Annotated in this window: 11 protein-coding genes; 4 read left to right on the plus strand and 7 right to left on the minus strand. The window is 54.3% G+C overall.

The genetic code is table 11. The annotated features are described in order from the left end of the window. Window positions 1–6: 6 nt before the first annotated feature. From ACZ1HV_RS14325 to ACZ1HV_RS14345, 5 genes are all read right to left on the minus strand, one after another. The gene (locus tag ACZ1HV_RS14325) at window positions 7–795 is read right to left on the minus strand and encodes a nuclear transport factor 2 family protein (protein WP_472715531.1); all 789 of its coding nucleotides are present in this window, start codon (window positions 793–795) and stop codon (window positions 7–9) included. A gap of 121 nt (window positions 796–916) precedes the next feature. Then, window positions 917–1702, minus strand: coding sequence for a coniferyl-alcohol dehydrogenase (locus tag ACZ1HV_RS14330; protein ID WP_472715532.1), 786 nt, complete (start codon window positions 1700–1702; stop codon window positions 917–919). A gap of 14 nt (window positions 1703–1716) precedes the next feature. After that, entirely contained in the window at window positions 1717–3093 is a 1377-nt protein-coding gene (locus ACZ1HV_RS14335) for a TRAP transporter large permease (RefSeq protein WP_472718448.1), read from the minus strand. A gap of 5 nt (window positions 3094–3098) precedes the next feature. Next, window positions 3099–3623, minus strand: a complete 525-nt coding sequence (locus tag ACZ1HV_RS14340) for a TRAP transporter small permease (protein ID WP_472715533.1) — start codon at window positions 3621–3623, stop codon at window positions 3099–3101. 60 nt (window positions 3624–3683) lie between these two features. Then, window positions 3684–4694, minus strand: coding sequence for a TRAP transporter substrate-binding protein (locus ACZ1HV_RS14345; RefSeq protein WP_472715534.1), 1011 nt, complete (start codon window positions 4692–4694; stop codon window positions 3684–3686). Window positions 4695–4770: 76 nt separating this feature from the next. Between ACZ1HV_RS14345 and ACZ1HV_RS14350 the strand changes: the two genes are divergently transcribed. Continuing rightward, a complete protein-coding gene (locus ACZ1HV_RS14350; RefSeq protein WP_472715535.1) occupies window positions 4771–5673 on the plus strand; it encodes a LysR family transcriptional regulator in 903 nt (300 codons plus the stop codon). A 277-nt stretch (window positions 5674–5950) separates the two neighbouring features. Here the strand turns inward: ACZ1HV_RS14350 and ACZ1HV_RS14355 are convergent, their stop codons facing one another. After that, window positions 5951–7120, minus strand: coding sequence for a Fic family protein (locus tag ACZ1HV_RS14355; RefSeq protein ID WP_472715536.1), 1170 nt, complete (start codon window positions 7118–7120; stop codon window positions 5951–5953). Window positions 7121–7315: 195 nt separating this feature from the next. Then, on the minus strand, window positions 7316–8398 hold the full coding sequence (locus ACZ1HV_RS14360; RefSeq protein ID WP_472715537.1) for an Arc family DNA-binding protein: 1083 nt from the start codon (window positions 8396–8398) through the stop codon (window positions 7316–7318). Between the two features lie 539 nt (window positions 8399–8937). Here ACZ1HV_RS14360 and ACZ1HV_RS14365 point away from each other — a divergent pair. The 3 genes from ACZ1HV_RS14365 (at window position 8938) to bcsA (ending at window position 14072) form a co-directional block, all read left to right on the plus strand. Then, window positions 8938–9828, plus strand: coding sequence for a tyrosine-type recombinase/integrase (locus tag ACZ1HV_RS14365; RefSeq protein WP_472715538.1), 891 nt, complete (start codon window positions 8938–8940; stop codon window positions 9826–9828). A gap of 815 nt (window positions 9829–10643) precedes the next feature. Further along, window positions 10644–11798 (plus strand): helix-turn-helix transcriptional regulator, encoded by a 1155-nt coding sequence (locus tag ACZ1HV_RS14370; RefSeq protein ID WP_472715539.1) that lies wholly within the window; start codon window positions 10644–10646, stop codon window positions 11796–11798. Between the two features lie 18 nt (window positions 11799–11816). Beyond that, window positions 11817–14072 carry a UDP-forming cellulose synthase catalytic subunit gene (gene bcsA, locus ACZ1HV_RS14375; RefSeq protein ID WP_472715540.1) on the plus strand — a complete coding sequence of 752 codons (2256 nt, stop codon included), beginning with the start codon at window positions 11817–11819 and terminating at the stop codon, window positions 14070–14072. The last annotated feature ends 1 nt before the right edge of the window (window position 14073 follow it).

Consider the following 14073-nt stretch of genomic DNA (forward strand, 5'->3'; position numbering starts at 1 on the left):
GCTCCTTTAGAATTTGCCTTGGTTGTTCCACTGCTCGGGCGGCAGGATCTTTTCCATGATGTCCCAGTGCTCAACGATCAGTCCGTCACTGAGGCGGAAGATGTCGAAAACACAGTAGTGGCTGTCACCCATCTGCATGTGGCTCAGCGTCACGACATAGTTGCCCTGCCCGACCAGTTTGTGCACCTTCCAGTAGCGCATGACGCGCCCCTGCTCGGCGAGACCTGCGGCCCACGCCCCAAACCCTTCGAGGCCATCGGCGACTTCGGGGTTGTGCTGGTCATACCGTTCGGTCAAGATGAAGTCGGTCACGCGATCGAATTGACCACCGATCAATACGGCGTCGCAGAATGCCTGAATCTTCGCCTTGTTCGCGTCGGTCTTGTCGAGGTCCTCGATCTCGGTAGGGCCATCGACCATTGTGCGACCCGAAACCGTCTCGGTCGCATACTCTTGGATGACGTCCCAATGCTCAACGACCTTGTCGTTCTCATCGGTGTCGAACAGATCGCCAGTCACCCACTGAGCCGCACCCTTGCCAAGGTTTTGATAGACGTGAAGAAAGACATACGGCCCATCTTCGATTTCCCGGACCACCTGGATGTCCCGATCCGGATTGCGTTTGAGAAACGGTCCGAAGAACTCGGCAAAGCCTTCCTTGCCATCGCCGACGCCTGTTGAATGCTGAGTATAGCGGTCACCTGTATGAGAATTGAGCGCTTCCCAGATTTTGCCGTCGCGAATGCCCTCCAGATAAAGGCCCTTTGCATGTTCCACTTTCGCAGTTTTGGTCACTTTTTGCTCCCATGTCCCCGTAACGATTGACCCCGTGGGGAAGCTTTCTTGAATTGACGGCATCCCGATTGCACCGACTTCATAAAATCGGCAATCCAACTGATGGACTGCTCCTTCACGCTCAGATCCCGTGAATGTTCGACAGAATGTGGCTCGACATGCCGCCGTCGACAGTCAGGTTGGCCCCTCGGAGCCATTTGGCCTCGTCGCTGAGTGCGAAACTCACGACCGGCGCGACGTCTTGCGGTGTTCCGGGGCGGTCCATGACCTTCATGTCTTCCTCGGCTCGTTCACCGAGCGTCTGGATAAAGTCGCTGAGGATCGGTGTGTCGACAGGCCCCGGGCTCACGCAGTTCATGGTGATATTGCGGTCTCGCCATGCCCATCGGTTTTGGATTGTCCAGACGATCAGTGCCTCTTTCGAAAGGAAGTAGTTGCGTCCGGTGTCGTCGCCATTCAGGCCATGTGTTTCGCAAAATGCGTCGACATCATCGTCCAGTGAAATCGCCAGTGCCGCTTTCACTTGATCCACGGAATTCGGCCAGCCGAACCCCGCAAGTGAGGCAAGGTTTGCGATGGATGCACCGTCTGCGAGTTTGGGGACAAGGCCCAGCGTCAGTCTTTGCAAACCATAGAAGTTCACCTTCATGACCAGCGGTGCTGGCGCCGTCGGAGGTAGGCCCGCGATATTGGCAAGACCGTCGACGCCTTCCGGCAAGTCCGAAACCAAAGCGTCGATCGCGGCCGCATCACTCAGATCGGCTCGAAAGAACTGATCGACCCCCGGCGCGTCGTTGCGGTCAACACCAATCACATACGCGCCTTGTCCCTTTAATACTTTTGCGGTCTCCGCTCCGATCCCGGATGCGGCCCCAGTGACAACGTATGATTTACCCTCATGCATCATTGGACCCTCCCAGGTCATCCCACCATCGTTTGCGGCAGGAAAATCGCGATTTGTGGAAACAACATCAAAAGGATCAGCATCAGCGCCATGGCGAACCAGAACGGCCAGATGCCATGGAAAATCTTTGCCATCGGCACGCCAGGGGCAATGGACTTCACAACGAAAACATTGAGGCCGACAGGCGGTGAGATCATCCCCATCTCAAGCACGATCACGACGATGATGCCGAACCAGATCATTTTCATGTCGGCCATCGATGGATCAAAGCCGAAGTCAAGCGCGGCAATGATGGGCAACACAACAGGGATCGTGAGCACCAGCATCGCGATGCCTTCGAGGAACATGCCGAGGAACATGTAGATCAGTATGATCAGCAGCAGAACGCCGAAGTCACCGATAGGCAGTGATGTCATCAGCGTGACCAACTGGCTCGGCAATTCGGTCAGCGACATGAAGGGGATGAAGATGAAGGCGCCGATGATGATCATGAAAACAGTGGCCGAAGCTTTGACCGTTTGAAGGATCACTTCGCGAACAGCATGGCCATTGAGAGATCGCCGCCAGAGCGCCACCAACAAGGTCAGGAACGCACCGACGGAAGACGCCTCGACCGGCGTAAAGAATCCTGTGTACATGCCGCCGATAGTGATCCCCACGACGGCGACAAAAGGCAGTGCCGCCGACAGCGCATCGCGACGCTCGGGCCAAGCGGCTTTCTCACCCGGAGGTCCGGCTTCAGGCTTGCGCAGCACAGTGAAATAGATCGCTCCGATAAAGAGCAGCGTCATCAGAATGCCGGGGACAATACCCGCCATGAAAAGGCGACCGATGGATTGCTCAGTCAGCACAGCATAGATGATCATGCCGCCCGACGGTGGGATCAGGAACCCTAGTGTGCCTCCCGCCGCGACTGACCCGGTCGCAAGGCTGTCAGCATAGTTGAACTTCTTCATCTCCGGCAGCGCCACGCGACCCATCGTAATAGCCGCCGCCAGAGACGAACCCGACAGTGCTGCAAAGCCGGCACAAGCAGCGATGGTGGCCGACGCCAGCCCGCCTTTCAAATGACCCATCCAGCGATAGGCGGCAGCGAACAGGTCGGCGGACATGCCCGACACACCGGCCAGGTTGCCCATCAACACGAACATCGGGATAACGAGAAGGTTGTAGTTCGAAGCCGCCTCGAACGTCTCACCCGACAGATTCGACATCGCCGTCTTGAACCCGCGCGACCACGCCTGGTCAGAGGCCATTCCCAGCGCCAGAAACCGGTTGGCGGTGGCAAAGATCGTACCAACGACGCCCACAAGGATCATGGACAAAGCAACGGGAACCCGCAAAGCCAGCAGCGCGAAGAGCGCAAGCAGGCCCAGAATACCGAGGGCTGTCATGCTGATCACAGCGATTCTCCTAATCGGATTTGCTCGATCTTCCCGTTGCGCACCAACTGGACTGCATCCGATGCGCAAACGAGCGCATAGATCGCTACACACGTGGCAAGCATGTAGTAGAAGGGCTCATAAGAGATGAGCAGTTGTTGCGTGGTCTCTCCGAATTTTGTGGCGTTCTGACCGGCAACGACCAACTCCCACGCCATCAGGAGCATCAGCGCCCCGCACAGAACCCGCACAGCAAATAAGGACCATTTGGCAAACCTTGGGGACATCCTCGATTCAAGGATCTCTATCTCTATATGCGCGCCGACACGGCCACCGAACGGAATCGCGATGGCCACCAGGATCACGAGTGACAGGATCATCACATCCTCGGCACCCCGGATCGGTGCGTTCAACAACTTGCGCATGACGAGAACGTTGATCGTGCCGAAGATCGTCATGAAGGCAAGCATCGCTCCACCGATAAGCAGCGCAGCCCAGATCAAAACCTGATCCAGTGTGGATAGGAATACGGAGCGCGACATCGCAATCCTCCTTGACAGTTCAAGAACTACGGGACGGCCCATAGGCCGCCGCAAGGGAGGTTATTGATTGATGGCCTCATAGACCGCACGTGCGTCCGTGATGCCGCGGGACTCGTAGTCGGCGAAGATCACTTCCAGTCCCTCCGCAACAGCGGCGTCCATCTTCGCCCGCTCCTCCGTGCTGACCTCGACCTCGGTGACTTTGGCCATCTGATCGGCGGTTTGCATCATCTCCAGAGATTTAGCATCCGCTCCGTCAAAACTAGCCGCGCCCTGAAGCGAGAAGGTCTCGCCCGCAAGATCGTCGATGATGGCGCGATGCTCGTCGCTAAGACCCATGTAACGTTCTTTGTTCATCGCCACGAAGAACACGGCATGTTGCACGGGAACGTTGGTGACAAGATGCGAGGCCACGTCCCAGAAATTCCAGGGTGGTGTAATATTGTTGTAGGTCGCTGTAGTGGCGTCAATTGTACCCGTAGAAAGACCCGTATACATCTCGGTTACAGGCATCTGGACAGGCACACCACCAAGCGCTTCGACAATCGGTGTTGTCATGGCGGCATAGGGCACCATTTTCTTGCCCTGAAGACTGTCGAACGTTGAAACATCGCTCGTCGCCGCCCAGACATTGCCAGCGGTAGTGAAGATGCCAAGCAGCTTTACATCCTCGTATTCATCGGCCAGGTGCTGGTCATAGACCGCCAAAAGACGCTCAGTCGCTTCCTTGGCGTTTGTCGCCTTGCCCGGCGGAATGATCAGCATAGATTTCGGGAAAATCGCGGGTGTGTAGGCTTGAAGCCCAAAGGTAATGTCGGCGACACCTTCGACGGCACGCTTGTACTGCTGCACCGGACCCGCGCCCAACTGGCCCGCGGGAAAGACTTTCACGGTGAGTGACCCGCCGGACCTTTCCGCCACCTCTTCAGCGAACCACTTGAACAGCACTGCATTGGTGTGATGCTGCGGCGGTACGAAGTTTGCAATGGACAGTTCTTCAGCGGAGCTCTTCAAGGGTAGTGCCGATGCGATCGCAAGTGCAGCCACCCCCATCATCGATGACAGTTTCATGGTTTCCTCCCAATTTAGTGCCTTCAGCTTACGTGAGGATTGACATTCAACAAATCGATGCGTTTCGATAATGGTTATGAAAAATTTCGATTTTTACAGACTCGATGGACAGCTCCTGCGCACCTTTTTGATGATCCTCGAAGCGTCATCTGTTTCCGTCGCGGCTGAACGCCTCGGCGTCACGCAATCCACCGTCAGTCACGCACTTAACAAATTGCGAACTATCCTCGGTGACCCGCTCTTTGTTCGATCGGGCCAGGGTCTTACACCCACGGAAACGGCTCTTGCATTGAAGGCTCCGGTTCTGGACGTCCTCGACCGTTTGCAATCACTGACGGACCTAAGGCCCTTCGATCCGCGCTCGGAAAAAATGCACTTTGTCGTCGCCGCCAACGACATGCAGCGCGACCTTATCTTTCCCCGTCTGCTGCATGGTGCTTGGGCCGAAGCGATTGATTTGACCATGGAATTGCGCCCTTCGGGCGTGCCAAGTGTCGGACTGCTCAGGGATGCGCGTTGCGATCTTATCCTGACACCCTTACCTCCAGACGCACCCGACCTGATGCAGCGCAAACTGTTCACAGGCGACATGAAGGTCTTTTTTGACGCCAACTGCCGTACACCACCCCAAACGCTGGATGGCTACATGTCCGCCGAGCACGTCGCCGTCCATTTTGCGCTTGGAGGGTCAGCGGACGAAGTCATCGAGTCGCGCGAGCTCGTCTCGCTGCCAAAGGCGAAGGTCTCCGTCTCGAACTTCGCAGGCATTCCCCCGTTTCTCCTGGGGACTGACCTGATCACAACACAGTTCGAATTTATGCAAAAGACGTCGCTCAGCCCGCTGGCAATGGCCGACCTGCCGTTTCAGACTGAGCCGATCAGCATATACATGGTTTGGCATCAGCGCTCGACCAACGATCCCGCACACAAATGGCTGCGTGATCAAATCCAAATTATCAGTCGCGATTTACAGTTCTGAATGCGGTAACCTGGTTTTGCAGGGCGGCGCGCCGACAATCTGAAAGCTCACAACTAGAGCCCTTGTGAAAAGTCAACTTTTCCACCTTACACCCATTGAAACTTGGAGTTCGCAATGTCCGCTGGCCGCCCTCCATTGAGTTTCGTACATCACGAAACGAACGGCAGCTTTGTAGACCAGCTCTGTTTTCTGTTAACGACCGAAATGGCGAAGCGAAGCAGTCATTAATTGCGCCAAATCTCAATGCCTTAGAAATCGGATGAACGCACCAAGCTCATCAACGGGCCACCCCGTCGCTCAGGACATCCAGATAGGCGCGATAGGCAAAGACGCGGTCACGTTTGCGGCCGGTGATTTCCTCAACCAGGCCGAGTTTCTGCAATTGAGCCAGGGCAGCATTGACGGTTGGCATTGTCAGGCCACTGTGCTCTACCGCAGCGGCGGCTGTCAGGAATGGGCGTGTCCGCATCAGGTCATGAACCTGAAGAACCGAGCCGGTTCGATCTGCATCAGAAATGATCCGCCCACGGTCTTCCGCCAAAAGGGAGGCGATCCGGTTCGCGGTTTCGAAAGCCTGGTTGGCGGTTTCCGCAATGCCATCCAGAAAGAACTCGAGCCAGGCTTCCCAAGCCCCGCGCTCGCGCACTTCCTGCAAGAGGCGGTAGTAATCGGCACGGTGGGTCTTGAGGTAAAGCGAGAGATAGAGCAGCGGCTGGCGCAGAACGCCCTCGGCACACAGAAACAGCGTGATCAGCAGGCGGCCAAGTCTGCCGTTTCCGTCCAGGAAAGGGTGGATTGTCTCGAACTGCACGTGAAGCAAACCCGCCTTGATGAGCGGTGGAATGCCTTGAGTTTCGTCATGCAGAAACTGCTCCCAGTCACTGAGGCAATTCATGACCTCGATTGGAGGCGGAGGCACGAACATCGCGTTGCCTGGCCGTGTTCCGCCAATCCAGTTTTGCGAGCTGCGAAACTCGCCTGGGTTTTGCATTGCGCCCCGACCGCTGTCGAGCAGCCGGTTATGCATCTCGCGAATTAGGCGAAGGGAAATTGGCAACGTGGCCATCCGATCGAGGCCGTACATCATGGCATCGACGTAGTTGGAAACCTCTCTGATGTCATCGAGCGGCGCGCCGGCAACGGCTTCCGTTTCGAACCGCAGGAGATCGGACAGCGTCGATTGCGTGCCTTCAATCTGGGACGACAGAACGGCTTCCTTGCGGACATACATATAGAGAAAGAGCTCTTTGTTTGGCAGGAGGACAGAGACCCCATCGAGACGTCCCAGGGCTCGCTCGGCAGCGCTCAGTCGCGTCACCAGGCCCGAGAGATCAACAGGTGGCACCGGCGGCAGCGGTGGAGGCACAAAAGCGCGTACGCGCTCACCCGCTACCGATGTTTCGACAAACGTTCCTATGCGTCCATCAGGTTCGTGGGAAACGGGCACGACAATGGCTCCAGAGCTTTAAGTACGTCAGTTTAAATAGCGGAATTCACTAATAAAGAAAAATGCATTTTTGTTAATTAATGACAACGGCTATTCAAGTGAGGAATTGCAACCCACGCGAAATGATCTGCCCCTAGGTGGCCAATCACGCTGCCCCAGGAATGCGTTCCGCCGCAGGATAGGGTTCCGATGCTGCTACTCACTCAAAATCTTGTCACGCTCGTTCCGCAAGGAATCGAAGTGTTCAACCGTGTGAAAAACTCTTTTGCAGAGTTCCTGATAGCCGGGCCAGTAACCATGGTCATTTGCCTGTTTTTCAAAACTGGACGGTTGCCACCAATCAGAGAACCAAGACGACGAACGAGCCTGCTTGACCGCAAGAAGAGGGTTCAAGTCTCCATGTACGAGCTGAACAAAATTTTCAGGATCCAGGAGATACCCAGACGTGTCGATCGGCACCTGATTCAAACTCAACTTCCTGCAAGTGTTTGAAAAGCTGGCTTGATCAAATTCACCCGAGCCGCCGACCACTTCGCTAAGGTTCAACGTCGTATTGAAGATTTTGCTGACGAATCCATCATGCGACGTGACAATCGCCACGTTGCCTTCCCTGGCCATGCTTCTGATAAATGCAATCTTTTGCGGGTCGAGCTTCAGAAGCGTGTCCGCCAATTCCGTGCCGTATGCACTTATCTGGTGCACCTCGAAAGGATGGCCTTCTCCGTGCTTGAGCCACTCCGGCCGCACATTCAGATAGCTGGCAACACGGTTGGAAAGATCAAACGAAGGGTAGGCAATCCCTCCAAATACCCGCTCCAGCTGCTCTGCCGTATCTTCTGAAACTGCCTCTGCCACTTTCGAAACAGATATTTTCGCCTGGGCGACATCATTTATCTGAGCAAGCGCCCATTTGTATCTGGCGGAGACGCTGGACAAGAATGTCTCTTCCAACCGCGCGACGATCTCGGCGTTCATGGAACGGTTGCTGCGTTTTGCTGCCTCGGCAATTTGATCGCGCATGCCGTCCGGCAGGCGAACGACAAATTGATCCTTGTCTTTGGCTTTGGTCTGGCTCGTCATGGCCTGTTGATACTCGCAAAGTGCTATATAGAAAATGCTAGCATAATGCGATTGTTTCGGCATAGGATGGCGAATAGATAGCATAGTGCTACTATTCAGGAGATTAGCAGATGACCAAACAAAACTGGCCCAGGGTCCTTGTCCGCCTCCCGGTTGAGACAAAGCGATTTTTGGAATCGGAAACGCAGAAAAACGCATCGTCCTTGAACAGCGAAATCGTGCGCTGCATCCGGCATCGGATGGATGAGCTCAATGCTCCGACACACTCTTCGTCCCTGTCGCCTCGGCTCCCTCGCTAAGGGAGCCGTTCTATTGAGCTCACCAGTTGTCCTCCCCAAAGCCCTCACAGAAGCGAAAACAGCCGTAGAGTGGGTGTCCATATTCGCAGAAAAAGGAATCCGGATTTCTGCCCGCCAGCTTACGGCGAGGGCTCGCAGACTGGGTGCATTTTATTCCTGCACGCGGCCAATGCTTCTGCATCCCGACCACATTGAACAGATTTTGAACCAGACAGATCAATGCCACTCGAACTCATCAGACGAAAAGACTCCGACGTATGGCACATCAGAGGTCGCATCGAAGAAATTCCAAACTGTCAGTACATCCGTAAGAGCACGGGAAAAACTAGAAAGGCTGATGCAGAAACGTACCTAGCCTGGTTTAAACATCAAGAAATCAGGTCTTTTTACGCATCAGATCTCCCTCAGGCCGGAAGGCCCTTCCTGTTTTCTGATGCAGTGGAGCTTTACAATCCGACACCCGAATTTGCGGGATATCTCCTGAAGGTCATGCCGTATCTGGAGAACATTCCAGTCAGCGAGATCACCGGAACAATGGTACGCGATCTCGGGCCGATCATTTCCCCTCACAATTCAACGGATACCTGGCGAAAACAAATCATCAACCCAGTGCGGGCCGTGATCAATCACGCGCACGATCTCGGAAAATGCGACGCGCTGAAGATCAGGGGCTACTCGAACCAGGAACGAGAAAAGCAAGATCAGCGCCGCGGCAAACAAAGCCGGCCCGAGAAGGTTCCGGGTGACTGGAGTTGGATCCTCGAGTTCCGAAAACACACAGACCTGAGATTTGGGCTACTCGCGCAGTTCATGTTCGAAACGGCTGCGAGGATTAGCCAAGCACTCGCGATCACTCCGGATGATCTCGACCTGAAGAACTGCGTCGTCTCTATGCCGCCGGCGAAAGGCTTTCCCAGAACGCCGGTCAAACTCTCAAAAGAGCTCGCGGCCGAATTGATGGAACTAAAACCTCGACGCCCGCGCAGAACTGGAGACCCACACCAGGAACGCCCCGTGCTGCTTTTCGGCTACGCATCGCGTGGCAGCGTCTACAAGCGGTGGAAGCGCGTTTGCAACGCCGCGAAGATTGACGTTCGCATGCCTCATGCCGCTGGCCGCCATGGCTTTGCAACCGAGATGTTGAACAGACAGGGGATCGACCCCCACTCCGTCGCGAAACAAGGTCGGTGGGCTGACACGAGACTGCTTTTCGAAACCTACGGTCATGCAGAAGACGCAGAGAGCAAGGTCCAAAATGGCCTCAGTACAGGACGCGCACAGGCGCTACAGCGAACATCCAATAACCAATTGAAAAATAACAAGGAATAAGAAAATGACAACCACCCTCCGAAGGCAGAGGTCACAGGTTCGAATCCTGTCGGGTGCGCCAAAGCCTCAAGATTCAAAACACCGGCTGTTTGGCGAAGTGGCCTTGCTGCAAGTTGGCAGGCAGAATGCCGCACTTGAACCCGTCAAATTTTTGTGGTGCCTCTTGCCCAAGTTGGTGCAGAGCGTTGGTTCGGCATGCGCGAAATCGGCTGAAATTGTACTCTGAAGCCGGCGATTTTCAAAAAAATGATCACGAACTCGCGACTTGCATTTATGCGATGGTAGGGGTGTGTGTCTTATTTACTCAACCCTGCACGCTTTTTGAGCAGAATTTATTTCTTTCGCTCACAAGACTATTTTTGCAGCCAACACCAATTGTTGCCAAAAACAATACGCTCATCGGTCAACACCTAGCCAAACCATCGTATATTTGGAAGAAAAACATCCGTATTGCACTGCAGCATTACTGCGAAATTCTACGCCCCCGCCTACAGCCCAGAGTTTTAAATATGGTTGTATTCGATTTTTCTTCAGATGAACCGTGATTAGACAACTCCTTTTCCTGAAGAATTCGAAACTGTTGATGCAAATAAATCAAACAATTCTGTAAACCATAATACATCTACGCCCAAATTTTGATGCAACTGCACCAAGACAAGAGTTGCAGCATTGGTTTATTAGTTTGTTAATACTTTTTTAACGCTCCGGCATATGGGGCGCACTTACTCAAAAATAAAAATTATCGGTCGCCGTACAGAAGCGATCACTTAGACAGGCAACAGACTACGGCAGCTTTACTTAGGTGGGGGCACCAAATGTATTTCGGTTCTCGGCATTTCGGAGAAGACATTACGTATGGCGGCTTTTTAAAAGACCGCCGTACACACGAAAAACTCGACTTTCCCTATATGCTCGCAAGACGATTTGAGTATCTCGTCTTCAGCGTCTTTGTTTTCGATTCCTTACGAAATTCAGTGGAAGCACAGTTTACGACTGACGACCCGGGACGGCTCTGGGATGCAAGTTTCCTCATTGAACAAGAAAAACAAACACTGGCGGCATTGAAACAGGATATCTGTGCACCGGTGTATCATGATGCGGTTGTATTGCGCTGTATCCAAGAAAATGGCAGCGAAGATCCAGCAAAATCGGTTTTGGAGACCGATCGGGCGGCGACCCTTTCCGTTGACCTTGGTAGCGGGCTTCAGCTTTTTTTGACTGCGCACATTCCCTGCGGCTTCTCCGAGCAGCTCTTCCAAGGCGTGGTTGCCTATATGGGAGATATTTTCGGGGGCTTCCGCAGCTATGCCGAAGAACTCGTTTTCGGTTTTAACAGGATAGACCTGAAAAGCTCAGACTATTGGATCAAGCACATCAAGCATGCCGCATTGGTCGTCTATGGCAACGGGTATCTCCTGACAAAAAACTCCGCGGCCGAGGCTTTGCTGCAAAGCGGTGAAGACCTGAGGATCGTTGATGGCCGGATCTTGGGACCAGCTGACCTTCTTGCCCGGTTCTATCCGGCAAAAAGTATTGATGCGCTAGCTGTACAGGGGCTTTCGCAGAGCTCGCCTTCAACGCAGCGGCACATTCTGCATACGGCGTCCGGAACGCAACTTTTGTTGGAACCGGTGCCTTCGTTTTCTGATGAAGACAAACAAGACGACCCGGTTCGAAACTACTTCACCAAAAAAATTCTTGTTGCCTCAACCGACGGTCCCATCAACGCGGATCCATTGCTGATCAAAGCAACAGCCGGTGTGACGCTACAGCAGGCGCGCCTCATACAGCAACTGATCGCCGGCAAGAGCGTCAGGCAGGCCGCCGAGGAAATCGGTATTCGCTACAACACTGCGCGCAATCACATCGCAATGGCGCAGCAAAGGCTTGAAGTCAGCTCGCAGGCTGAGCTGATCAACGTCGTTCAAAGGGCAATTTCCATCGCCCCGGAACTTGAAATTAAACAATAAAAGTATGGAGTTAGGACAATGCTGAAGTTTCTGGCGTATTTGTTCGCCACTGTGGCTACCATTGCAATGTTTTTCATTGCGACCTTGCCTTTGTCCGTAGAGGTGCAGCTGTTTCTCGGGCTGTTCCTACTGCTCGCAATGCAATTCACAAAGGCTATTCCCGGCACTCTAGGGCGGGTCATTTTTCTCTCCCTGGGCGGCATTATCGTTGGCCGCTACGTCTATTGGCGCGTAACACAAACGGTGCCGCCAATCGAGAATCTGGCAGACTTCGTGCCCGGCGTTCTGCTTTTGGCCGCCGAGCTTTTCTGCATTCTCATGTTCTTTCTGTCAGCTCTTATCGTGTCGGATCGTTACCAGCGGCCTCGCAAGGTTCTGACACGGGATGAAGACGCTCCGAGCGTTGATGTTTTCATTCCAAGTTACAACGAGGACCCCGGTCTGGTGGCCTGCACCATCGCTGCGGCCAAAAACATGGACTATCCGGCGGACAAATTCAGGGTCTTTCTCCTCGACGACGGCGCAACGGACCAAAAACTGAATGCCTACGACCCAGCAGATGCGCGCGAAGCCCGGGATCGGGCGGATACACTGAAACGCATTTGCGACGAACTCGGCGCTACATATCTGGCCCGTGAAAGGAACGAACACGCAAAGGCCGGGAACCTGAACTACGGTCTGTCACGCTCCGAAGGAGACCTGGTTGTGGTCTTTGATGCCGACCACGCACCGGCGCGTGAATTCCTGCGCGAGACAGTGGCCTATTTCTCCGATCCCAAGCTCTTCCTGGTTCAGACCCCGCACTTTTTCCTCAACCCCGACCCGGTTGAGCGCAACTTGCGCACCTTCAACTTCATGCCGTCCGAAAACGACATGTTCTACGGAATGATCCAGAAGGGTCTGGACAAGTGGGACGCAACGTTCTTCTGCGGATCTGGAGCGGTATTACGCCGGTCTGCGCTCAATGAAGTTGGCGGATTCTCCGGCGTCTCGATCACGGAAGACTGCGAGACCGCATTGGAACTACACTCCCGCGGTTGGAAGAGTGCATATGTCGACCGTCCGATGATCGCCGGCCTTCAGCCAGACACGATTGCTTCATTCATCGGCCAGCGGTCGCGCTGGTGCCGCGGAATGCTGCAAATTCTCCTTTTGAAAAACCCGCTTTTCAAACCGGGCCTGAACTTCATGCAGCGGGTTGCATATGTTTCAAGCGCACTCTTTTGGCTGTTTCCTTTTCCGAGGCTTGTCTTCCTGCTGGCACCCTTGCTCTTCATCCTATTCAGCATGAAGATCTACATTGCCTCACCTCAGGAATTTCTCGCCTATACGCTCACCTACATTCTGGCAGTCGTAACCATCCAGTCGGGCCTCTATGGCAAGTTGAGATGGCCCTGGATCTCCGAACTCTACGAGTACATCCAGTCGATCTTCCTGTTCCCGGCAATCATTTCGGTGGTGCTTAATCCACGCAGCCCGAAATTCAACGTGACCACCAAAGGCGAAACGCTTGAAAAGGAACAACTGTCGGTTCTCGCGTGGCCTTATGTCGTCGTGTTTGTGCTCATGCTGGCCACGACGGGTGTGCTGTTTTGGCGCCTTGAGAATGACCCTGGCCAAACCGCACTCCTGTCAGTGGTGGGCATCTGGCATGTTTTCAATCTGATCGTCACCGGGGCAGCGCTCGGAGCCATTCTGGAACGCAAGGAAGTCAGGACTGCACCTCGCATACGTGTTCAGCGCAAAGGCCTATTGAAACTTGGCGAAGACACGGTTCCCGTCACGTTGGTGGAAGCCAACACCAACGGTGTTCTGATGCACTTCGACAAAGTGCCGCATAGCGGAAACATGCTTGGCGAACGAGGGCTCCTCAAAGTGCTGCCGGCTCAAAAACAAAGTCGAAATGGCAGTACGTCGACAGACATGGAAGACTTCGGCCCAGAAGACGGCATCAGCGTGAATATTGCTTCTCAACGGGCAAGTTCCTCCGGCCTTCTCGTCGGCGCCGGTTACATCGATACAGTCGCCAAGTGTGCCCAGGCGTCCAGCGATCTGGTGTTTGCAGACCTTTCCATTCCAAGAGCACTGCACAACCGGAAACTTACAGGAGCCTCGCCCATCGGAGGCATGCTGCGGCTTGTGCGCTGGTCGGTTCACTACGGCATTCGTATTCCGGTGGTCGCGTTCTTTTCGCTCTTTGGAAGCGCTGCGCGTCGCAAATCCGCGCGCGTCGAAAACGACCTTCCCGAAACCTTTATGACACCTGCAGAGTGAG

This window comes from Roseibium sp. JB4-4, assembly GCF_055693425.1.